20 protein-coding genes and 1 pseudogene are annotated in these 22,406 nt (G+C 58.0%); 10 read left to right on the top strand and 11 right to left on the bottom strand.

Translation table 11 applies throughout. The features are described from left to right. Positions 1-163: 163 nt before the first annotated feature. Positions 164-1,063 carry a LysR family transcriptional regulator gene (locus tag MKleb_RS26245; RefSeq protein ID WP_048263473.1) on the bottom strand — a complete coding sequence of 300 codons (900 nt, stop codon included), beginning with the start codon at positions 1,061-1,063 and terminating at the stop codon, positions 164-166. Positions 1,064-1,182: 119 nt separating this feature from the next. On the opposite strand from MKleb_RS26245, the gene MKleb_RS26240 reads away from it, so the two are divergent. Together MKleb_RS26240 and MKleb_RS26235 are read left to right on the top strand one after the other, a co-directional pair. Next, positions 1,183-1,941 carry an SDR family NAD(P)-dependent oxidoreductase gene (locus MKleb_RS26240; RefSeq protein ID WP_032719951.1) on the top strand — a complete coding sequence of 253 codons (759 nt, stop codon included), beginning with the start codon at positions 1,183-1,185 and terminating at the stop codon, positions 1,939-1,941. Positions 1,942-2,290: 349 nt separating this feature from the next. After that, positions 2,291-2,899 carry a response regulator transcription factor gene (locus MKleb_RS26235; RefSeq protein WP_033836812.1) on the top strand — a complete coding sequence of 203 codons (609 nt, stop codon included), beginning with the start codon at positions 2,291-2,293 and terminating at the stop codon, positions 2,897-2,899. On the opposite strand, the gene MKleb_RS26230 is transcribed toward MKleb_RS26235, so the two are convergent. From MKleb_RS26230 to MKleb_RS26215, 4 genes and pseudogenes are all read right to left on the bottom strand, one after another. Further along, the gene (locus MKleb_RS26230) at positions 2,896-3,324 is read right to left on the bottom strand and encodes a lysozyme (RefSeq protein ID WP_048263478.1); all 429 of its coding nucleotides are present in this window, start codon (positions 3,322-3,324) and stop codon (positions 2,896-2,898) included. The two genes, MKleb_RS26235 and MKleb_RS26230, sit on opposite strands and share 4 nt — an antisense overlap. Positions 3,325-3,377: 53 nt before the next feature. Continuing rightward, positions 3,378-3,926, bottom strand: a complete 549-nt coding sequence (locus tag MKleb_RS26225) for a GNAT family N-acetyltransferase (RefSeq protein WP_048263479.1) — start codon at positions 3,924-3,926, stop codon at positions 3,378-3,380. A gap of 68 nt (positions 3,927-3,994) precedes the next feature. Then, complete coding sequence (locus tag MKleb_RS26220) at positions 3,995-5,647, bottom strand: alpha,alpha-trehalase (protein WP_163586422.1); 1,653 nt, start codon at positions 5,645-5,647, stop codon at positions 3,995-3,997. Positions 5,648-5,913: 266 nt separating this feature from the next. After that, a pseudogene (locus MKleb_RS26215) lies at positions 5,914-7,061 on the bottom strand (iron-containing alcohol dehydrogenase). A 121-nt stretch (positions 7,062-7,182) separates the two neighbouring features. On the opposite strand from MKleb_RS26215, the gene MKleb_RS26210 reads away from it, so the two are divergent. Further along, on the top strand, positions 7,183-7,806 hold the full coding sequence (locus tag MKleb_RS26210; protein ID WP_025106820.1) for a glutathione S-transferase family protein: 624 nt from the start codon (positions 7,183-7,185) through the stop codon (positions 7,804-7,806). A gap of 51 nt (positions 7,807-7,857) precedes the next feature. On the opposite strand, the gene gorA is transcribed toward MKleb_RS26210, so the two are convergent. Further along, the gene (gene gorA, locus MKleb_RS26205) at positions 7,858-9,210 is read right to left on the bottom strand and encodes a glutathione-disulfide reductase (protein ID WP_109241403.1); all 1,353 of its coding nucleotides are present in this window, start codon (positions 9,208-9,210) and stop codon (positions 7,858-7,860) included. A 71-nt stretch (positions 9,211-9,281) separates the two neighbouring features. Further along, positions 9,282-10,124 (bottom strand): 23S rRNA (adenine(2030)-N(6))-methyltransferase RlmJ, encoded by an 843-nt coding sequence (locus tag MKleb_RS26200; RefSeq protein ID WP_109241404.1) that lies wholly within the window; start codon positions 10,122-10,124, stop codon positions 9,282-9,284. 309 nt (positions 10,125-10,433) lie between these two features. On the opposite strand from MKleb_RS26200, the gene MKleb_RS26195 reads away from it, so the two are divergent. Next, on the top strand, positions 10,434-11,705 hold the full coding sequence (locus tag MKleb_RS26195; protein ID WP_109241405.1) for an acid phosphatase: 1,272 nt from the start codon (positions 10,434-10,436) through the stop codon (positions 11,703-11,705). Positions 11,706-11,816: 111 nt separating this feature from the next. Here MKleb_RS26195 and envZ read toward each other — a convergent pair whose 3' ends face one another. Both envZ and ompR read right to left on the bottom strand, forming a co-directional pair. Beyond that, complete coding sequence (envZ, locus tag MKleb_RS26190) at positions 11,817-13,178, bottom strand: two-component system sensor histidine kinase EnvZ (protein ID WP_014227153.1); 1,362 nt, start codon at positions 13,176-13,178, stop codon at positions 11,817-11,819. Then, on the bottom strand, positions 13,175-13,894 hold the full coding sequence (gene ompR / locus MKleb_RS26185; RefSeq protein WP_001157751.1) for an osmolarity response regulator transcription factor OmpR: 720 nt from the start codon (positions 13,892-13,894) through the stop codon (positions 13,175-13,177). The genes envZ and ompR overlap by 4 nt, the downstream gene beginning before the upstream one ends. 237 nt (positions 13,895-14,131) lie before the next feature. Between ompR and greB the strand changes: the two genes are divergently transcribed. The 5 genes from greB (at position 14,132) to feoC (ending at position 20,274) form a co-directional block, all read left to right on the top strand. Next, positions 14,132-14,611 (top strand): transcription elongation factor GreB, encoded by a 480-nt coding sequence (greB, locus tag MKleb_RS26180; RefSeq protein ID WP_004106676.1) that lies wholly within the window; start codon positions 14,132-14,134, stop codon positions 14,609-14,611. A gap of 101 nt (positions 14,612-14,712) precedes the next feature. Beyond that, complete coding sequence (locus MKleb_RS26175) at positions 14,713-17,043, top strand: Tex family protein (RefSeq protein ID WP_163586421.1); 2,331 nt, start codon at positions 14,713-14,715, stop codon at positions 17,041-17,043. Between the two features lie 411 nt (positions 17,044-17,454). Beyond that, positions 17,455-17,682, top strand: a complete 228-nt coding sequence (gene feoA / locus MKleb_RS26170) for a ferrous iron transporter A (RefSeq protein WP_004126281.1) — start codon at positions 17,455-17,457, stop codon at positions 17,680-17,682. 27 nt (positions 17,683-17,709) lie between these two features. Further along, the gene (feoB, locus tag MKleb_RS26165) at positions 17,710-20,028 is read left to right on the top strand and encodes a Fe(2+) transporter permease subunit FeoB (protein ID WP_025106824.1); all 2,319 of its coding nucleotides are present in this window, start codon (positions 17,710-17,712) and stop codon (positions 20,026-20,028) included. Positions 20,029-20,037: 9 nt separating this feature from the next. Beyond that, positions 20,038-20,274 (top strand): [Fe-S]-dependent transcriptional repressor FeoC, encoded by a 237-nt coding sequence (feoC, locus tag MKleb_RS26160; RefSeq protein ID WP_014227148.1) that lies wholly within the window; start codon positions 20,038-20,040, stop codon positions 20,272-20,274. A 231-nt stretch (positions 20,275-20,505) separates the two neighbouring features. Here feoC and MKleb_RS26155 read toward each other — a convergent pair whose 3' ends face one another. Then, a complete protein-coding gene (locus tag MKleb_RS26155; protein ID WP_014227147.1) occupies positions 20,506-20,775 on the bottom strand; it encodes a YdgH/BhsA/McbA-like domain containing protein in 270 nt (89 codons plus the stop codon). A 111-nt stretch (positions 20,776-20,886) separates the two neighbouring features. Next, on the bottom strand, positions 20,887-21,669 hold the full coding sequence (gene bioH / locus MKleb_RS26150; protein WP_014227146.1) for a pimeloyl-ACP methyl ester esterase BioH: 783 nt from the start codon (positions 21,667-21,669) through the stop codon (positions 20,887-20,889). A gap of 38 nt (positions 21,670-21,707) precedes the next feature. Between bioH and gntX the strand changes: the two genes are divergently transcribed. Next, positions 21,708-22,382, top strand: a complete 675-nt coding sequence (gntX, locus tag MKleb_RS26145) for a DNA utilization protein GntX (protein WP_025106825.1) — start codon at positions 21,708-21,710, stop codon at positions 22,380-22,382. The last annotated feature ends 24 nt before the right edge of the window (positions 22,383-22,406 follow it).

Below are 22,406 nucleotides of genomic sequence, written 5' to 3'. Positions count from 1 at the left end.
AAGCGCGTTCTTGTGTTATTCCCCGGCTGCGCTGCGTTTGTATCGGCCTGGGAGAATTTGATAATAGCATGATATTGTTGGTTTTTACGTCATGTAAAGCGTCAGCCAGCACCCGGCAGGGAATATCGGCACGTTCTCAAATACAGATTTTTCATCATTCGGCCTAATCAACGTAGTTTTTCATCAAGCCGCCCAGCCACTCCATAAACAGATGTACCCGGCGCGAGAGATTACGCCGGTGCGGATAAATGAGCGACACCGGCAGCGGCTCGGCGCGGTAGTGGGGCAGAATTTCTATCAGCTCGCCGGTGCGCAGCCATTCCCGAACCCCCACCCGCGGCACCTGAATAATGCCCAGCCCCGCCAGGCACGACGCCTGATAGGTCTCGGTGCTGTTCACCGTCAAGACGCCGCCGGTTTTGATCCAGCGGACGGTGCCCTCGCTGACCACTTCGAAGCCCAGCGGGCGCACCCCGAGGCTGCTTGCGTAGTGGATCAGCGCATGATCGGCGAGATCGTCCAGCGATTGCGGATAGCCGAAGCGCGTCAGGTACTGCGGGCTGGCGCAGTTGATCTGCGTTAGCTTGCCCAGCGGCCGCGCGATGAGCCCGGAATCTTTCAGCGTACCGACGCGCACCACGCAGTCAAAGCCCTCGCGAACCACGTCGACTAACCGATCGCTGCTGCTGAGCTCCAGTTCGATGCCGGGATACTGCTGCAGAAATGCCGGCAGCTGTGGAATGACCAGCTTTTTCGCTACGGCGACGGGCATATCAACCCGCAGACGCCCGCTAATGCTGGAGGGGTCGAGCTGAAACATGCCGTCCAGCTCTTCAAGATTGCTGAGCAGATCTCTGGCGCGTTCGTAATAAACCATACCATCCTGCGTCAGCTGTACCCGGCGGGTTGTGCGATGCAGCAGACGAACCCCAAGGTGGCTCTCCAGCGCCTGAATCTGGCGCGAGACGCTTCCTTTCGGCAGGCCAAGCGTATCCGCAGCGCGGGAAAAACTTTCCAGCTCCGCGACTCTGATGAACAGCTGCATTGCGTGAATTTTATCCATGCCGGCGGCCTATTGTTGTTTTTAATGAAACAGTAAAACGTAATTTGCCATATTTATTGTTTTTATAGCAGCTAATAAGCTCTTCAACGATGCAAACGCAACCAAGAAGGGGTTTTCTGATGACGCAACGTATCGCTTTAGTCACCGGCGGTAGCCGTGGACTGGGAAAAAACGCCGCATTAAAGCTGGCGGCAAAGGGAACCGATATTATTCTGACCTGGCACAGTAACCCGCAGGCGGCGCTGGACGTGGTGGCTGAAATTGAGCAAAAAGGCGTGAAAGCCGCGGCATTACCGCTAAACGTCGGTGATGTTGGCAGTTTCGACAGTTTTGCTCAGAAGGTAAGAGAAGTGCTTCAGCAGCGCTGGCAGCGGGAGACCTTCGATTATTTATTGAACAACGCCGGAATTGGCCTGAATATCCCCTTTGCTGAAACCAGCGAGGCGCAGTTTGATGAATTAATGAACATCCAGTTTAAGGGGCCGTTTTTCCTTACCCAACGCCTGCTGCCGTTATTGCAGGACGGGGGGCGGATCCTCAACGTTTCCAGCGGACTGGCGCGTTTCGCGCTGCCGGGCTATGCGGCCTACGCCTCAATGAAAGGCGCGATGGAGGTGCTGACGCGCTATCAGGCGAAGGAGCTGGGAGAACGCGGAATTTCGGTCAATATTATTGCGCCCGGCGCGATTGAAACCGATTTTGGCGGCGGTGTGGTCAGGGATAACGCGCAGGTGAATCAGCATATTGCCGCGCAAACGGCGCTCGGAAGAGTGGGGCTGCCGGATGATATTGGCGATGCCATCGCCGCGCTGCTTAGCGATGACCTGCGCTGGATGAACGCCCAGCGCGTAGAAGTCTCCGGTGGGATGTTCTTGTAATCCCGCGCCCCTCCATAGAGTATGGAGGGGCTAACGTATTTCATGCGCTTCTTATTTCGTAACAGACTTTTCTCATTTCGCCATCGCCTGCGTTTCCGGCTTCGTTTAAACTAGAAAATTAGTATTATTTTTATTTTTTCTTGCCAGTTTCATTAAGGATTTCCTTAATTCAAATGTAATAAATATTGTGGATAAGTAATGGGGCCAATAAGCCCTGTAACTATTCATTGTTATGATATTTAGTTTCGCATCCCTATCGGTAAAATGCCCCAGGCCAAACGGCAAGTTGTTATTTATTTTGGCTGATGTTTGCCTTTTCATCGGGCATTTATTTATTGGAGCGAAACCCATGCAGATACTCATGTTTGACAGGCAGTCGATATTTATTCATGGAATGAAAATTGGCCTCCAGCAATACATTCCAGAGATTGATATTTTTGGCACCTGTCAGGCTGAACAGCTCTGGCAGAAGCTGACGGCGCATCCTGACGCGCTGCTCATGCTGGACGGGGATATGCACGGTGAGTTTTGCTGTTGGCTGCTGGAGGAAAAACAGCGTCGCTTTCCGCACGCTCAGGTCCTGCTGATTGTTTCTGACGATAATAAGGGCTGGCTACAGCGCGCGCTGTCTTATAATGTGCGGGCCATCGTGCAGCGCGAGGAAAGTTTGCCCACTTTCGCTCAGACCATCAACCGTCTCCGGCGGGGGCTGCCCTGCTTGCCGGACAATGGATTAATAATGGCGGAGGTGAGCGATAATAAACGAGTTCATTTGAGCCAGCGCCAGCGGGAGATTTTGCAGCTGCTGGCCGCCGGTGACTCTAATAAACAGATTAGCCGGACGTTAAATATCAGCACCGGCACGGTAAAGGCCCATCTTGAGTCGCTGTACCGTCGGCTGGACGTGAAGAATCGTACCCAGGCGGCGATGGTCTTTCATCGCGTCAGCGAAACTTAATCGGCTCTGGTTTTGAATCTTGCGCACTCTTCGCGCCGCTGTTCGCGGCCGCTGCAAATATTTTCCCATGCGCTCAGCGCGTCAGCGAACCGCTGATGGTTAAGATGGGTCAGGACGGTATCAAGCGCCGGAGACGCCGCCCCGCAGCTAAAGGCTAAAGAGACCAGCGCATCATATTGCGCTTGATTAAGCGTGACCCGGAGCCTGCGCTTAAGTTCGCGCTGGCACTGCAGAAGATCGACAATAAGCAGAGTCTCCGCGATCTCGCGCGTGAAGTGAGGGAACGATTCGTAATCATTGAGAACGTGGCCGTAGCCAATCACGCGCAGGCCGCTTTCGTCCCGATAGGGGGCGAGCGCTAACCCCTGCATTCGCTTAATAAACTCCAGCCCGTGCAGGCTTAGCGGCGGTATGGTTGGGGACATTTATCGCTTCCTCTGTTGTCGGCCTGCAGTGTAGAGGAAAAGCGCGTCGCGCCCTATTCGCCAGATGGCCCAGGCTGGTGGTAATCGCGGCGCAGCAGGCCAAACAGCCAATCGTTGTGCCAGCGACCGTTGAGCCAGTAGCAGTCGCGCAGCTCGCCCTCCTGGTGAAAACCGACCTTTTGCAGCAGATTTTTTGACGCCAGATTGCCCGCGGTGACGGTTGCCGTCAGCCGCCGGATGCCGCCGGCGGAGAAAGCGTAATCGCACAGTGCGCGCAGAGACTCATAGCCGTAACCTTTGCCCTGCGCCCGGGGAGCAAACAGAAAACCCGCTTCAGCGCTATCGGGAGCGTGATGCTGATAGCCGGTGAGGCCCAGGGGAGCGTGGGTGTAGCGGTCGCGCACTACCAGGCACAGCCAGTGGGCCGCGCCCGGCGACCACGCGGGAAGCCGGGCATAAAAAGCGTCGCGAATGTCCGCTACTGGGCGGGGATCCGCGACGTAAAGCATCACCTGGGGGTCTTGCTGTAAGCTGAGAAAAAAGGGCCAGTCGTCAAGCTGCAGCGGCGAGCAGCGCAGACGTGGGGTAACCAGTTCAGGCATAGCTGGGCTTCCGGCGAAAGTCGATGTCATGAACATAGCAGGACATCGACCGCGGGAATAGTCCGCTTTTACAACGGTTCGCCGTACAGGCCGATAAGCCGGCGCACCACGCCATTCGTCCAGCCAAAGCCATCCTGGAGCGGATATTCACCGCCTCCGCCTTCATGGGGCGTGGCGCTGGCGATATGGTACTTTTCAATCAGCTTATAGTGCCGTTTATAGAAATGATTCACCGTTTGCAGCCAGCTTTGGGCTATCTCATCGCCCAGCGGATCCTGGCCGTACATTTTAAAACCCTGTACCGCCATCCACTGCAGCGGCGCCCAGCCGTTGGGCTTATCCCACTGCTCACCGCTTTGATATTCCGTCGCCATAATACCGCCGGGGGTGAGCAGGCGGGCGCGTACCGCGTCGGCGAGCCTGTCGGCCTGTTCATGGGTCGCCATGCCGACGTACAGCGCGACGAGGCTGGCGGCGGAAAACAGCGCCAGCTGCTCGCGGCGCCAGTCGTAATCGCGGAAACAGCCGCTTTCGTCATCCCACAGATAGCGGGTTACCGCCGCCCTGCGCTCGCTGGCCTTCTGGCGAAAAGCGGCCTCTGTTTCCCGGTCGCCCTTCAGGCCGGAGAGATTGGCGATGGTGTTCTCCAGCTTGAACAGGAAGGCGTTCAAATCAATGGGGATAAACTGGGTGGTACGGATGCTCGCCAGCCGGGTGATATCCCGCAGCCAGCGGCTGGAGTAATCCCAGCCGGACTCCGCCCCGGCGCGCAGGTCGCGATAGACCTCGTTCGGCGGGCGCCCGGAGTGCTTCGCCGTTTCGACATCTTCCCGCCATGACTCATCGCGCGGCGTATCGCGATCGTCCCAGTAGCGGTTCAGCAGCGAGCCGTCCGGCATCCGCACCACGTGACGGTAGGCCTGATTGGGGATCAGCGATTCCGCGCCGTCCATCCAGAAGCTGTACTCCATCCGCAGATGGTCAAGGTATCGTTTGGCGCCGCGAACCCCATCCTCTTCAAACAGTTCGACCATCAGGGCAAACACTGGCGGCTGCGAGCGGCTGAGATAGTAGGTGCGGTTGCCGTTAGGAATATGGCCGTAGATTTCAATCATCCACGCGAAGTTGTCGGCCATGCATTTCAGCAGGTCTTCGCGGCCGCTTTCCGCCAGCCCCAGCATGGTGAAGTAGGAATCCCAGTAGTAGGTTTCGCTAAACCGCCCGCCAGGGACAATATAAGACTGCGGCAGCGCCAGCAGCGACGACCAGGGAATATGATCCTGCGGCTCGCGGGTCAGGACGGGCCACAGATTATCAATATGCTCCTTTAACGATCGCGTGGGATCGGAGACGTAATCCTCGGCGCGGTTTTCCGGCAGCCAGAAGTGGTCTTCAACAAACTGGCGGAGATCGAATCCGGGGGTGCGCCGGACGCGACGGTAGTGAATCAAAATATCCAGCGGGTCCTGCTTCGGCGCGCAGTCGGGGAAGGTTTTGCTATCGGCGAAAATTCGCGACTTCTGGACGTGAGCGAACAGTTCCAGATAGCGATCGGCAGGGGTCAGGGCATCCGAGGCGGGCAGCCCTTCGATGATCTCCGGTTCGGGTTCGGCGTCGAACATTTCATCCAGCTTTAACTCATACGGATCGGCTTCGTAGCACGGATCGATTTCGATCCTGAGCTCATCGTCATCAACGTTGCGTAATTTCTGGCTGAACATAGTGGTACGGACCTCCGGATTGCGTCAGTAGAGGATGCCGGGCGCGCCCGACCTGTCTATTAAGCTTAGACATTCGCAGCGGGAAACGAAAAGAGAAGTGTGCGGTAGATCACGCTTTGTTCTAAACCGTCTGCCCGGGGTTTCTGCTTCAACTCGTTGACCTGGCGCATTAAAACCGTTTTAACCGCTTCGTATTGCGTCGAAAAATTCGGAGATTTCGTTTTGCAACAAAATCTAAATTTCCAGGCGCTTTAGCGATTAAGCCATTACTCCCACGCGGCCTCCAGCATTTCCAGCAGCTGCTCGCTGGTCAGCATAACCGGTTAGCCTTCATGGAGGATGAGCTGCTGGCGGCGAGGGCCGCGGGTTCCAGCGCTTCGCGGGGGACGCCGAGCTCGCGCAGATTGCCCAGACCGGATCGCTGGCTCCACTCGCGCAGGCTCTCCCAGGCGCTGTTTGGATCGGCGTCCAGTCCGGCGGCCAGCCACTGGCGTACGTCGGCAAAACGCTGGCGGAGGCGTTCGTCGCTAATTTGCGTTTCATTGAGCGCCAGGCCGAAGGGAAGCAGGCTGCCGCAAAGCGCACCGTGGGGGGCGTTGCTCAGACCGCCTAATGGGCCCGCAAGACCGTGAATGACGCCGAGACCGGCGTTGGCTAACGCCAGCCCTCCGCACAGGCTGACCCATGCCATCTCATCGCGGCTATCCGGACACTCTTTGGCCATCAGCGTTCTGAGCGCTTTGATGCCGCGCGGGATCGCCTCCCGGCAGAGAGCGTCGGTAAAAGGATTCGCCCGGGCGCACAGCCAGGGCTCAATCACCTGGGTGAGGGCATCCAGGCCGGAAGCGAGGGTCACCGCGCGCGGGGTGTTGTCGGTGAGCGACGGGTCGACAATCGCCAGGCCCGGCAGCATGCGGTCGTCGCGCAGGCTGACCTTGCGCTGCTGCTCGGGGACGTTGATCACCGCGTTCTTTGTGACTTCCGCCCCGGTACCGGCCGTGGTGGGGATGGCGACGAACGGCAGCGGATTGGCTTCTAACAGGCGCCCGGTACCCACCACTTCCAGATACTCGATCGCGGGTCCCTGCGCGGGAACCAGCGCCGCAATCGCTTTGCCGGCATCTATCACCGCGCCGCCGCCGAGGCTGACCACCGCGCCGACGCCTTTTTCCCGCGCCAGACGAACGCCCCGTTCAATATCCTGCAGGTCGGGTTCATGGGCGATAGACAGCGTGGTGACGTTCAGCTGGTGAGCGTGGAGTTCGCTTAATAAGAACGCCGCGCGCTGCAGGCTGGCGCCGTGAATCAGCAGTATCTGTGCGGAGCGGGCGGCGAGCCAGGGGGCGGCGCTGCGAGCAAGGCCGCGTCCAAAGCGGATATTGCCCGGTGTTAAAACGTTAAAAGAGGTCAACATGTCGGGTAACCTGTCCTGGAGAAAAATCGTGCAATCCACTATACACATTATCCGGCTGTACATGCGCCGCCGATGCAGTATTGTGAAACAACCATCTCTTTTGATTGAGGAATTGCTGACAATGCTAAAAATACTGGGCAAACGCTCATCAATTAACGTGCGCAAAGTGCTGTGGACCTGCGAAGAGGCGGGGCTTGAATATCAGCAGGAGGATTACGGTAGCGGGTTTCAGTCGATTGAGACCCCGGAGTTTCGCGCCCTTAATCCGAACAGCCTGGTGCCCGTGCTGCGGGATGACGACTTTGTGTTATGGGAGTCGAACAGCATCTGCCGCTATCTGGCGCGCAAAGCCGGGCGGGAAGACCTGCTCCCTACGGCGCCGCGGGCTGCCGCCGAGGTTGAGCACTGGATGGACTGGCAGGCGACGGAATTTAATACTGCCTGGCGCTATGCCTTTATGGGACTGGTACGCAAGGACCCGCGTTTTCAGGATCCGACGGCTATCAAAGAGAGCATTGCCGCCTGGACCCGCTGCGTGCAGATCGTCAATACGCAGCTGCAGCAAACCGGGGCATGGGTCGCCGGTAGAGAGTTTACGCTGGCGGATATTGTCCTTGGCCTGTCGGTGCATCGCTGGAAAATGACGCCGTTCGCCCATCCTGAAATGGCGGAAGTGGAGCGCTGGTATATGGCGCTGAATCAGCGGCCGGCGTTTAAACGTCACGGGAATAACGGCGTGGCGTAGAGGAAAAAAAAGAAGCTCCGGAGAGCTTCTTTTTCAGGCATGGTGCGCGTCTTACCGCATCGTCACAAACTCTTCCGCGGCGGTTGGGTGGATCGCCACGGTATTGTCGAAGTCTTTCTTGGTTGCGCCCATCTTCAGCGCCACCGCGAAGCCCTGCAGCATCTCGTCCATCCCGAAGCCGATACCGTGAATACCGACAATCTTCTCTTCCGGGCCGACGCAGACCAGCTTCATGCGGCACGGCTGGCGGTGTGAGGTCACGGCGGTATACATGGCGGTGAAAGAGGATTTATACACTTTCACCGCTTCATTGCCGTACTGCTCGCGCGCCTGCGGCTCGGTTAAGCCGACGGTGCCGATAGGCGGATGGCTGAACACCACGGTCGGGATATTGCTGTAGTCCAGATGTTCGTCCGGCTTGTTGTTAAACAGGCGCTCGGAGAGACGACGGCCTGCGGCAACGGCGACCGGGGTCAGCTCGACGGCGCCGGTATTATCGCCGACGGCGTAAATACCCGGAACGTTGGTGTTCTGGAATTTATCGACGACGATATAGCCTTTATCGTTGGTTTCCACTCCGGTCGCGGCGAGGTTGAAGTTATCGGTTGCCGGTTCGCGACCGATCGCCCAAATCAGGCAGTCCACGGTCTGGCTGCGGCCATCTTCTAGTTCCAGGGTCAGGCTGCCGTCGGCGTTCTTCACTACCGCTTTCGGAATGGCATGGGTATGCAGCTGCGGGCCTTCGGCGTTCATCACCTCAACCAGCGTTTCCACGATCAGCGGATCGAAGCTACGCAGCGGCGCGTGTTTACGCACGAACAGGTGCGTCTCCGCGCCCAGGCCGTTAATTACGCCCGCCAGCTCAACGGCGATATAGCCCGCGCCGACAACCGCAACGCGTTTCGGCAGCGCCGGCAGTTCGAAGAAACCATCGGAATCAATGCCGTATTCGACGCCGGGGATATTCGGATGGCTCGGGCGGCCGCCGGTGGCGATCAGAATATGATCGGCGGTTATCGTCTCGCCGTTAACTTCGATGGTTTTCGCATCGACAAAACGGGCGAAGCCTTTAATCACATCGACCTTATTTTTGCCCAGCACGTTATCGTAGGAGGTGTGGATACGATCGATATAGGCGCTACGGCTGGCGACCAGTTTGTCCCAGTCGAAGCGATTGATAGTGGTATCAAAACCGTAATCCGGACCATACAGATGGATGGCTTCACGGATCTGCGCCGCATGCCACATGACTTTTTTCGGCACGCAGCCGACGTTCACGCAGGTACCGCCCAGGTCTTTGGCTTCAATCAGCGCGCACTTCTGGCCGTACATAGCGGCACGGTTAATGGAGGCGATACCGCCGCTGCCGCCGCCAATGGCGATATAGTCATAATGCTTGCTCATGAGTCTTATCCTTAATGTCTGATTGGCGCGATTGTATACCTGAAATCAATAGTTTCCACCGATGACTGCGATTACTCAGGCACGATCCAGCTGACGGTGGTATGGCCGATGCCGATCGGCACCAGCTTTTTATGCAGCCACGGCAGAACGTTGTTCATCTGCTGCTCCAGCTTCCACGGCGGGTTGATGACGATCATCCCGGAGGCGGTCATCCCGCGCTGGTCGCTGTCCGGACGCACCGCCAGCTCGATTTGCAGAATTTTGCGAATGCCGGTGGCCTCTAACTCTTTGATCATGCGCTTAATCTGCGCCCGTAACACCACCGGATACCACAGCGCGTAGGTGCCGGTAGCAAAGCGTTTGTAGCCTTCATGAATACCGGTCACGACCGCCTGGTAGTCGCTTTTGATTTCGTAAGGCGGGTCGATCAGCACCAGTCCACGACGAGAAACCGGCGGCAGCTTCGACTTCAGCTGCTGATAGCCATCGGTTTTTTCAACCCGGGCGCGGTCGTCTTTCTGAAACTCGGCGCGCAGCAGCGGAAAATCGCTGGGATGCAGTTCGGTCATCTGCAGGCTGTCCTGCTCGCGCAGCAGCTGGCGGGCAATCAACGGCGAGCCGGGGTAGTAGCGCAGCTGGCCGCTACGGTTGAAGTGCTGAACGACGGAGATATACGGCTCCAGCTCGGCGGGCAGGTCATCCTGCTGCCAGATGCGGGCGATGCCTTCGAGATATTCACCGGTACGCTCGGCGTGTTCGCTGCTCAGCTGATAGCGGCCTGCGCCGGCGTGGGTGTCCAGATAGAGAAACGGTTTTTCTTTCTCTTTGAGCGATTCAATGATCAGGCTCTGAACGGTGTGTTTAAGAACGTCGGCGTGGTTGCCTGCGTGAAAGCTATGACGATAACTGAGCATGGATATGGTGATTCCGGGATTGAGACAAGATGACCGATAGTTTACCGCAGATCGGCCTGGATTACCGCCGCGCTGTTTCCATTCCGCTTAAAGCGTTGCAAAACATAACCGTGTCATAAAAGCGTCAAACAGAAGGGCTAGCGTCACGTAAAGGCAAGGTAATGGTTTGAATTTACCCGTCATACTTCAAGCTGCTTATGTGTTGGCTACGTTCGCTCACCCCGGTCACATAGTTATCTATGCTCCCGGGGACTCACTCCCTTGCCGCCTTTAAGCAACTCGAATTATTTAGGGTATAAAAGGAAAATAATGAAACTGCACATCACGCTTCTCGCATCGGCGCTCATGCTGGCGCTGCCGGCATTGGCGAAAGAGGTTCCTTTGAATCAGGCGGGGGCAATCGCCAACGGCGTGACGCCAGCCGCCGCCAGTCCGGGGTTTGATGCTCTGGAGAGCCAAAGCCTGTCGCAGCTGCGCAACGCGCTGAAGGGCGATGCGGCAACCCTGACTCGCGACCAGCTTGAACACGCCAGACAGAATAAAACACAGGCGGATACCGCGTGGCTGAAGGCCAGCGGTTATGACTTCCAGACAAAAGCCAACCAGCAGGCGGGAATCGAGCTGCTCTCAGCGTTCAGCGCGCTGCCGAAGGCGGTCATACAGCAAAACCTGGCGACCGTCACCGCCATTAACCGCGATGCCGCACAGAGCGCTCGCCACCAGGCGCTGGCGGATGCCGAAGGCATCAGCTATCTCTATTTCCTCAGCGATGCGCTGGGGCCGCGCCTCGGCAAGGCGTTCCTCGCCGCCTACGACAAAGGCGAGCTCGGTAAGGCGGCGGCGCTGATCAAAGCTTCGGAAGTGAGTACCGGGGCGGCGAAAAAGCACTTCAATAACCCGCGCCCGTTCCTGATTCAGGGCAATACCATTCATCTGGTGCCGGACGATGTAGTCGTTAAGGACAATAAGCCCTATACCGCCGACGGCGGCTCGTTTCCGAGCGGGCACACCAACACCGGCTATACCGACGCTCTGCTGATGGCGGAGATGATCCCGGAGCGCTTCGACGCGCTGGTGACGCGCGGCGCCCGCTATGGCTATTCGCGCATCGTGCTGGGCGTGCACTATCCGCTGGACGTGATGGGTTCGCGGATGGTGGCGCAGCGCAATGTCGCCCACTACCTGAATGACGCGAAGTATCGCGGGATGTTTAATGAGGCCCGCGACCAGCTGCGTACCGCGCTAGAGAAAGAGTGCGGCACGACGCTGGCGGAGTGTGCGAAAGTGCCTGCGAAAGACGATCCGTATCGCGACCCGGCGATGGTCGCGTTTTATCGCTTTACCATGACCTACGATCTGCCGCAGCAGAAGGGCGAAAAACAGAGCCTGAAGGTGCCGCAAGGGGCTGAAGTGCTGCTGGAGGCTGCGCTGCCGAATCTGTCTGCCGCGCAGCGTCGGGCGCTGATGGTCAAAACGGCGTTGCCCGCAGGGTATCCGCTTTCCGGTGATAACGACGCGCAGCAGTTCTGGCAGCGGCTGAATTTGCCAGCGGCGTATGCGATGGCGAATAAAGCGCATTAAACCTGGTGCAGTCCGGAGGCGGTGCTGGCGCACCTCTCCGGAATACAAGGGCAATGCGGCGGCGTACAGCGTGGCGCCGCCGGGCGTTTTAATGCGGGCGTACCGGCAGAATTAGATCTCTTTGGCGGGCTTTATCGCGGGCAGGGCGCGCTGCATCGGCACCGGCAGCCAGGCGCGAATTAATAATCCGCCGCGTTCGCTGGAGCCAAGTTCCAGCTTACCGTTATGGTTATCGATAATGCGCTGAACGATAGCCAGGCCGAGGCCGGTCCCGCTAATCGTACGGGCGCTATCGCCGCGCACGAACGGCTGGAACAAATGCTCACGCTGCTCCGGTTTAATTCCCGGACCGTCATCTTCCACCTGGAACCAGGCCCGGTTCCCCTCGCTGCCGCTGCTGACTTTAATCCAGCCGTTGCCGTAGCGGGCGGCGTTGACCACCATATTCGCCAGCGCGCGCTTGATGGAGAGAGGATGCACGCGCAGCGGGATCTCGCCCGGCTGCAGGTCGGTGGCGATTTCTCGCTCGTAGCCGCTCTCCGCCGCAATCACTTCCCCCAGCACCGCGTTAAGGTCCGTCAGCTCCATCGGCATCTCCTGGCCGGTGCGCAGGTAGTCGATAAACTGCTCGATAATGGCGTTACACTCTTCAATATCTTTATTAATCGACTCGGCGAGGTAGCCGTCCTCTTCGCCCATCATCTCCGTCGCCAGGCGGATACGCGTAAGGGGAGTGCGTAAATCATGGCTCACCCCGGCCATCAGCAGCGTGCGGTCATCCGCCAGCTGCTTCACGCCAGCCGCCATGTGGTTAAAGGCGCGGGTCACCGATCGCACTTCCGATGCGCCGTATTCGCGCAGCGGCGGGGGAATAATCCCTCGCCCGACCTGAAGCGCCGCGTGCTCCAGGTCGACCAGCGGTCGGTTCTGAATACGAATAAAGAGCCAGGCGCCGCCAATCGCCAGCAGCATGATAGCCAGGGTATAGCGGAACAGCGGCGAGAAGTCGCCCTGGTGGATTTCGGTCAGCGGTACGCGCACCCAGATATTGGGAGAAAGCCAGGTTTTCAGCCACACCACGGGGGAGCTTTTGTTTACCTCGACCCGCACTTCGGTCGGCCCGCCGAGCTGGTGCGCCATCTGCTGACTTAAGAATTCATAATGCTGCGCCCAGCGCAGGCCTGCGTCTTCCGCCGCTTCGTTGGAATAGAGCGAAATGCCCAGCTCGCGGTAAATCTCGCGGCGAAACGCCGGCGGCACCACCAGCTGAGTGCCGTCTTCCAGCTGGAGTTTATCGGTCATCAGCATACGCACTTCGTAGGCCAGAACCTTATTAAACTGCTGAAGACTGGGCAGGATCGCGAAATTCAGCACCACTAAATAGGTCGTCACCAGGCTGGCGAACAGCAGGGTGACGATCAGTAACAGGGTGCGGGCAAACGAGCTTCGCGGCGAAAAGCGCACGCGTTTCATGCCTTAGAGCCGTCCGGGACGAAAACGTAGCCCAGGCCCCAAACGGTCTGGATATAGCGCGGATGCGCCGGATCTTCTTCCACCATGCGGCGCAGGCGGGAGATTTGTACGTCGATGGAGCGCTCCATGGCCGAATATTCACGACCGCGAGCGAGGTTCATCAGCTTATCGCGGGATAATGGTTCGCGCGGATGGCTCACCAGCGCTTTCAGTACCGCGAATTCACCGCTGGTCAGCGGCATAGGCTCATCTTCGCGGAACATCTCGCGGGTGCCGAGGTTCAGCTTGAACTTACCAAAGGCGATAACCGCTTCTTCCTGCGAAGGCGCGCCCGGCAGTTCGTTAGCCTGACGGCGCAGTACGGCGCGGATACGGGCCAGCAGCTCGCGCGGGTTGAACGGTTTTGGGATGTAGTCGTCGGCGCCGATTTCCAGGCCCACGATACGGTCAACTTCTTCCCCTTTCGCCGTGACCATAATGATCGGCATCGGGTTGCTCTGGCTGCGCAGGCGGCGGCAAATGGACAGGCCATCTTCGCCCGGCAGCATCAGATCCAGCACCATCAGGTGGAAGGATTCACGGGTCAGCAGGCGATCCATCTGTTCAGCGTTCGCCACGCTACGAACCTGGAAGCCCTGCTCGGTCAGATAACGTTCGAGTAGCGCACGCAGGCGCATGTCGTCATCGACAACCAGAATCTTATAATTCTCTTGCATTGTTTATACTCCCAAAGGTTCACTGCAATTGTCAGTACGTATTCTCAAAAAAGCCCGGGTCGCCCACCAGCGAAATCTGGTATATATTCCAGGCTAAATTGTTACAAAGCATATTTAACAGCAGCTTAAGTATACATTTAAGCATAAGACACATTATTTATCCTGTTGGTATGATGACGTGCGACGAATTGTGCGCAGCATTGCACAAAGATCTGTAATCAGGAGCCGGAACCTTCGATGAAAACGCCGCTGATCACCCGTGAAGGGTATGAAAAACTGAAGAAAGAGATGGATACCCTGTGGCGCGAAGAACGTCCGGAAGTCACCAAAAAGGTGACCTGGGCGGCGAGCCTCGGCGACCGCAGTGAAAACGCCGATTACCAATACAATAAAAAGCGCCTGCGTGAAATCGACCGCCGGGTGCGCTACCTGACCAAGTGCCTTGAGCAGCTGAAAATCGTCGATTATTCGCCGCAGCAGGAGGGTAAGGTCTTTTTCGGCGCGTGGGTGGAGATTGAAAACGATGCGGGCGAGACGAAGCGCTTCCGGATTGTCGGCTACGATGAAATCTTTGGCCGCAACGACTACATCTCCATTGATTCGCCAATGGCGCGCGCGCTGCTGAAAAAAGAGGTCGGTGATTTAGCTATCGTGAACACCCCCGCGGGCGAGGCGGCCTGGTACGTGAACGAAATTGAATACGTCAAAGCCAAATAGGTCCGGAACATTCCGAGAGGCTTGGGTCGCGGCTGGCATTTTAGCGTGCCAGTCCGTATAACTATCCCCCTGATTTTTGATCCTAAAGATGAATTAAACCGATGATGAATGATTCGCTCTGCCGCATTATTGCGGGTGAACTTCAGGCCAGGGCTGAACAGGTAGAAGCTGCCGTTCGCCTGCTTGATGAAGGGAATACTGTGCCGTTTATCGCACGCTATCGTAAAGAAGTCACCGGCGGTCTGGATGACACGCAGCTGCGTAATCTGGAAACCCGCCTGGGCTATCTGCGTGAACTTGAAGACCGTCGTCAGGCGATCCTGAAGTCCATCGGCGAGCAGGGCAAGCTGACCGAGACGCTGGAAAAAGCCATTAACGGGACGTTGAGTAAAACCGAGCTCGAAGATCTCTATCTGCCGTACAAGCCGAAGCGCCGCACGCGCGGGCAGATCGCCATTGAGGCCGGGCTGGAACCGCTGGCCGATCTGCTGTGGAACGAACCCTCTCACGACCCGGAAACCGAAGCCGCTAAATATATCGACGCCGACAACGGCGTAGCGGACACAAAAGCCGCTCTCGACGGCGCGCGCTATATCCTGATGGAGCGCTTTGCTGAAGACGCGGGCCTGCTGGCGAAAGTGCGCGACTATCTGTGGAAAAACGCCCACCTGGTGGCGACCGTCGTCAGCGGTAAAGAAGAGGAAGGGGCGAAATTCCGTGACTACTTCGATCACCATGAACCGATCTCCACCGTTCCGTCGCACCGCGCGCTGGCGATGTTCCGCGGCCGCAACGAAGGCGTGCTGCAGCTCTCTTTAAACGCCGACCCGCAGTTCGACGAGCCGCCGAAAGAGAGCCACGGTGAGCAAATCATTATCGACCATCTCGGTCTGCGCCTGAATAACGCGCCGGCGGACGGCTGGCGTAAGGGCGTGGTGAGCTGGACGTGGCGTATCAAGGTGCTGATGCACCTTGAAACCGAGCTGATGGGGACCGTGCGCGAACGCGCGGAAGATGAAGCCATTAACGTCTTTGCCCGCAACCTGCACGACCTGCTGATGGCCGCGCCGGCCGGGCTGCGCGCCACCATGGGCCTCGATCCGGGCCTGCGCACCGGCGTCAAAGTCGCCGTCGTTGACGGTACCGGCAAGCTGGTGGCTACCGATACCATTTACCCGCATACCGGCCAGGCCGCAAAAGCGGCGGTGGCGGTTGCCGCGCTGTGTGAAAAGTACAACGTTGAGCTGGTGGCGATCGGCAACGGTACCGCCTCGCGTGAAACCGAGCGCTTCTTCCTCGACGTGCAGAAGCAGTTCCCGAAAGTGACCGCGCAGAAGGTCATCGTCAGCGAAGCGGGCGCGTCCGTGTACTCCGCCTCCGAGCTGGCGGCGCTGGAGTTCCCGGATCTCGACGTTTCCCTGCGCGGCGCGGTCTCTATCGCCCGTCGTCTCCAGGACCCGCTGGCCGAACTGGTGAAAATCGATCCGAAATCCATTGGCGTCGGCCAGTATCAGCACGATGTCAGCCAGACCCAGCTGGCGCGTAAGCTGGACGCGGTGGTGGAAGACTGCGTAAACGCCGTCGGCGTCGATCTGAATACCGCTTCCGTCCCGCTGCTTACCCGCGTCGCCGGTCTGACCCGCATGATGGCGCAGAATATCGTCTCCTGGCGCGATGAGAACGGCCAGTTCCAGAATCGCCAGCAGCTGCTAAAGGTCAGCCGTCTGGGGCCGAAGGCCTTTGAACAGTGCGCGGGCTTCCTGCGTATCAACCACGGCGACAACCCGCTGGACGCTTCAACCGTGCACCCGGAAGCGTATCCGGTGGTGGAGCGCATTCTGGCGGCGACTCAGCAGGCGCTGAAAGATTTAATGGGCAACAGCAGTGAACTGCGTCATCTGAAAGCCGCTGATTTCACCGATGAGAAATTCGGCGTGCCGACGGTGACCGACATCATCAAAGAGCTGGAGAAGCCGGGCCGCGACCCGCGCCCTGAGTTTAAAACCGCCCAGTTCGCCGATGGCGTAGAGACCATGAACGACCTGCTGCCGGGGATGATCCTCGAAGGCGCGGTGACCAACGTCACCAACTTCGGCGCGTTTGTTGATATCGGCGTTCACCAGGACGGTCTGGTGCATATCTCTTCCCTGTCGAATAAGTTCGTTGAAGATCCGCACACGGTGGTCAAAGCGGGCGATATCGTGAAGGTGAAAGTGATGGAAGTCGACCTGCCGCGTAAGCGCATCGCGCTGACGATGCGTCTGGACGAACAGCCAGGCGACAGCAATGCGCGCCGCGGCGGCGGTAACGATCGTCCTCAGGGCAACCGCCCGGCGGCGAAGGCCGCTAAACCTCGCGGTCGCGAGGCGCAGCCTGCGGGCAACAGCGCGATGATGGATGCGCTGGCGGCGGCAATGGGTAAAAAACGTTAATTCTTTCCGGCCCCTTTTGCTAAGGGGCCGCATTTCTTCCGGCATTCGCCATATTGTGCAAACAAGCATCAGTATTTTCTTATAACGTCGTAATAAGCGCGAATTACGGGCGGCGATATTATTATTTTCATTTCGTTAACTATCGAAACTTTAATTAAACATTTAGTCATTAAGAATAATCATCACCTCCGCGACGGCGAGAAAAAAGAGTTTGCTCAATATCAACAAAAGCTCAATTTTCTCTTTAAAAAGCGAAACGGCCGCATTATATGTATTGATGATAAAAACTATTCTCATTATCATTATTTGCATTGAGTATTTTTTCTTCTTCGTTAGCTACGGTCCCTGGCGCCGCGTCTCCGGCGCATACGGAAAACTCTCTTTTCAGTTGGCGATAAACAAGTAGGTCCTATGCAATTTACACCTGATAGTGCGTGGAAAATCACCGGTTTCTCCCGCGATATTAGTCCGGCGTATCGGCAGAAGCTGCTGTCCCTCGGGATGCTGCCGGGTTCTTCTTTCAATGTGGTTCGCGTGGCGCCGCTCGGCGACCCTATTCATATTGAAACCCGACGCGTTAGCCTGGTATTACGTAAAAAGGATCTTGCGTTAATTGAGCTGGAAGCGGTTGCACAATAATGCCTGACCGGCACTAAGAGTATGAATATGAAAAAATTAACCCTTGGCTTAATTGGTAATCCTAATTCCGGTAAAACCACGCTGTTCAATCAGCTCACCGGCGCGCGCCAGCGCGTCGGTAACTGGGCGGGAGTGACCGTTGAACGCAAAGAGGGTGGTTTCAACACCACCGATCATCAGGTCACGCTGGTAGACCTTCCGGGCACGTATTCCCTGACCACCATCTCCTCGCAAACCTCGCTGGATGAGCAGATTGCCTGCCACTATATTCTCAGCGGCGACGCCGACATGCTGATTAACGTGGTCGATGCGTCCAATCTGGAACGTAACCTCTATCTGACGCTGCAGCTGCTGGAGCTTGGCATCCCCTGCGTGGTCGCGCTGAATATGCTCGATATCGCGGAAAAACAGAAGATCCGCATTGATGTCGACGCGCTGGCCGCGCGTCTCGGGTGCCCGGTGATCCCGCTGGTTTCCACCCGCGGGCGCGGTATCGAGGCCTTAAAAATGGCGATCGATCGCCACCAGCAGAACCAGGCTATTGAACTGGTGCACTATCCGCAGCCGCTGCTGCGGGAGGCGGACAAGCTGGCGCAGGCCATGGCCGCTGATATTCCGCAGCGCCAGCGTCTCTGGCTGGGTTTACAGATGCTTGAAGGCGATATTTACAGCCGCGCCTACGCCGGTGACGCTGCCCACAAGCTGGACGTGTCCCTGGCGCACCTGAGCGAAGAGATGGATGACCCCGCGCTGCATATCGCCGATGCCCGTTACCAAAGCATTGCCGCCATTTGCGATGCGGTCAGTAACACCCTTACCGCCGAGCCCAGCCGCTTTACCGCGGCGATGGATAAAGTGATCCTCAATCGCTTCCTCGGCCTGCCGGTCTTCCTGTTCGTTATGTACCTGATGTTCTTGCTGGCGATTAATATCGGCGGCGCGCTGCAGCCCATTTTTGATGCCGGTTCCGTGGCTATCTTTATCCACGGTATTCAGTGGGTTGGCTATACCCTGCATTTCCCGGACTGGCTGACGGTGTTCCTCGCCCAGGGGATTGGCGGCGGTATTAATACCGTACTGCCGCTGGTACCGCAGATCGGCATGATGTACCTGTTCCTCTCTTTCCTTGAAGACTCTGGCTATATGGCGCGGGCGGCGTTTGTGATGGACCGCCTGATGCAGGCGCTGGGGCTACCGGGGAAATCCTTCGTGCCGTTAATCGTCGGTTTTGGTTGCAACGTTCCGTCGGTGATGGGCGCGCGTACGCTTGATGCGCCGCGCGAACGTTTGATGACCATTATGATGGCGCCGTTTATGTCCTGCGGCGCGCGGCTGGCGATTTTCGCCGTCTTCGCCGCCGCCTTTTTCGGCCAGAACGGCGCGCTGGCGGTCTTCTCGCTGTACGTACTGGGGATCGTGATGGCGATTGCGACCGGACTGATGCTGAAGCATACCATTATGCGCGGCGAAGCGTCGCCGTTCGTGATGGAGCTGCCGGTGTATCACGTTCCGCACGTGAAGAGTCTGATTATCCAGACCTGGCAGCGCCTGAAAGGCTTCGTCCTGCGCGCGGGTAAAGTGATCGTTATCGTCAGTATCTTCCTCAGCGCGCTGAACAGCTTCTCGCTGAGCGGTAAGATCGTCGATAACATCAACGACTCGGCGCTGGCGTCGGTCAGCCGGGTGATTACCCCGGTATTTAAACCGATTGGCGTACATGAGGATAACTGGCAGGCGACCGTCGGGCTGTTCACCGGCGCGATGGCCAAGGAAGTGGTGGTGGGGACGCTGAACACCCTCTACACCGCCGAAGATATCCAGAACGAAGCGTTTAATCCGCAGACGTTTAGCCTCGGCGACGAGCTGCTGGCCGCGGTAGATGAGACCTGGCAGAGCCTGAAAGATACGTTCAGCCTGAGCGTGCTGGCCAACCCTATCGAAGCCAGTAAAGGCGACGGCGAAATGGCAACCGGCGCGATGGGCGTCATGGGCAGCAAATTCGGTAGCGCCGCTGCGGCGTACAGCTACCTGATTTTTGTCCTGCTCTATATTCCCTGCATCTCGGTAATGGGGGCGATTGCCCGCGAGTCGAGTCGCGGCTGGATGATGTTCTCCGTCCTGTGGGGGCTGAATATCGCTTACTCGCTCTCTACGCTGTACTACCAGACCGTCAGCTTTAGCCAGCATCCGCGCTATAGCCTGGTGTGCATTCTGGCGGTGGTGTTGTTCAATATCGTGGTCTTTGGCCTGCTGCGCAGAGCGCGCAGCCGGGTGGACGTCTCGCTGCTGGCGACGCGCAAAACGCCGTCCACCTGTTGCCAGAGTCCGGCGGGCGATTGCCACTAAGGAGCGATGATGGCGTCATTAATTGAAGTCCGCGATATGCTGGCCCTGCAGGGGAGGATGGAGGCAAAGCAGCTCAGCGTCCGCCTGAATACGCCGCAGCCGCTGATTGACGCCATGCTGGGCCGCCTGCAAGCGATGGGGAAAGCGGTGAAAGTGACCGAAGATGCCGATGGCTGCCTCTCCGGCAGCTGTAAAAGCTGCCCGGAAGGCAAAGCCTGCCTGCGGGAGTGGTGGTCGCTGCGCTGATTGGGTTGTGAAGGCAGGTTTCCCGGATTGCGGCTAACGCCTTATCCGGGCTACGAGTTTGTGCGGTTTTGGGCTTGGTAGCCCGGGTAAGGCGTTTACGCCGCGACCCGGGAGATTCGACCACAGATTTGTACGGTTCTGGGGTGAGTAGCCCGGACAGGCGCAACGCGCTGCCTCCGGAAACCGACTGCGGCATATACCGCAAGCGGGTCCTGAGACCCGCTTTCCGGCTTACTTGTAGACGTCCGCGTTAGCGTGAACCGTTTTCTCGTTCTTCTCGCCTGCAATCACCACAAAATAGGTGCCGCCCAGCTCATCCGCTTTTTTCGACAGATCGCGCTTTGCATCCATCGGAGAGGTTGTTCTGGAGGTGGTAATCGAACCGATTTTGGTCAGGTTCAACTTAGCCACTTCGTCTTTTTGAATTTCCTTGGCGGCGAACGCGCCGAAGGACAGGGAGCCAATCACCAGAGATGCAACAATTCCTGTAACAAGTTTCATAGCCTCTACTCTCCATTAGGTTGTTTTTTTTAGGTCACGGGGCCAGCGTGAAATAGTCAACCCCCGCAACAACCTAAGTATTGCTGCACCCTGCGTTTTTACCACGTCCCGCTAAAAAAATTTATCGATCTCACGCTTCAGTTCGATCAGCGGAGCGCAAAACGCCTGCGGATGTGAAATGAACGGCGCATGGGCGGCTTTATCGAAGACAATCGACGTGCTTTTGGGCCACAGCGCATCGAGAAGCGGAATGATTTTACGCGGTACCAGACCGTCCAGCCGACCGTACAGGCGCAAAAAAGGCATGGCGAGGGCGGTCAACGGCTGGCGTAAATCGGCGGTTTTGAGGATCTCCAGCCCGCCGTTTAAAACGTCCGGCGACGGCATCGGTAGCGACAGCACCGTGCTCTTCAGCGCTCTCGCATCCTGACGCGCGCTTTCGGTACCCAGGGTTTGCAGCGCCAGAAAGCGTTCGACGGTGCGTTGAAAATCTTCGCTCAGCTGCTGCTGAAATCCGCTCAGCACGTCGGGCTTAATCCCGGGCCAGCTGTCGTGAGCGCTAAAGCAGGGGGAAGAGGCCACGGTGACCAGCGCCTGCACGCGATCGGGATGGGATAACGCGACCTGGCTGGCCACCAGCCCGCCGAGGCTCCAGCCTAGCCAGATAGCGCGCTCTGGCGCGTTTTCCAGCACCCGCTGGGCCATCTCTTCCAGCGACATCGCGCCAAAGCCGCCGCTGCGGCCATAGCCAGGCAGGTCGACGAGGTGCAGCGTAAAATGCGAAGCCAGCTGCGGCGTGATGCAATCCCACACTTTGGCATTCAGCCCCCATCCGTGCAGCAGCACAAGATGACAATTTCCTTCGCCCGTGGTCTGCCACGCGATCGTTTTCATCAGTTACTGTTCTCTTTCCACCAATACGAGGGGGAAATATGCTAACAGCACACAGCTTATGCTGGCTATGCCAAATGCCGCTGGCCATCGCCAGCTGGGGGATCTGCTCGCGATGCGCGTCGGCGCTGCTGGCGTCTGCACCGCTGTGCCCGCAGTGCGGCCTGCCGGCCCAATCCAGCACGCTGCCCTGCGGGCGCTGCCTGCAAAAACCGCCGCCGTGGCAGCGGCTGGTGACGGTGAATGACTATCGACCGCCGCTGAGCGGCCTGATTCACCAGCTGAAATTCAATAAGCGGCCCGAGCTGGCCCCGGCGCTGGCGCGTCTGCTGCTGTTGCGCATTCGCCAGCGTCGGGATCTTCCCCGCCCGGACCGAATAATTAGCGTGCCGCTCTGGCAGCGTCGCCAGTGGAAGAGGGGATTTAATCAGAGCGATCTGCTGTGCCGACCGCTCTCCCGCTGGCTGGACTGCGCCTGGTGCAGCGATGCGCTAACCCGCCGGCGCCGCACCGCCACCCAGCATCAGCTCAGCGCCAGATTGCGCAAACGGAACCTGAAAAACGCCTTCCAGCTTGAATTGTCGCTCCAGGGCCACCATATCGCCATTGTGGATGATGTCGTCACAACCGGAAGCACCGTCGCCGAGATATCCCGCCTGCTTTTGCGAAACGGCGCCGCGACGGTTCAGGTATGGTGTATATGCCGTACCTTGTAGACCCCTGCTGATGGGCGTATAATA

Origin of the sequence: Klebsiella sp. PL-2018 (assembly GCF_019048985.1) — a bacterium.
GTDB lineage: Bacteria > Pseudomonadota > Gammaproteobacteria > Enterobacterales > Enterobacteriaceae > Klebsiella > Klebsiella michiganensis.
This window is presented reverse-complemented; position numbering and strand designations above follow the sequence as displayed.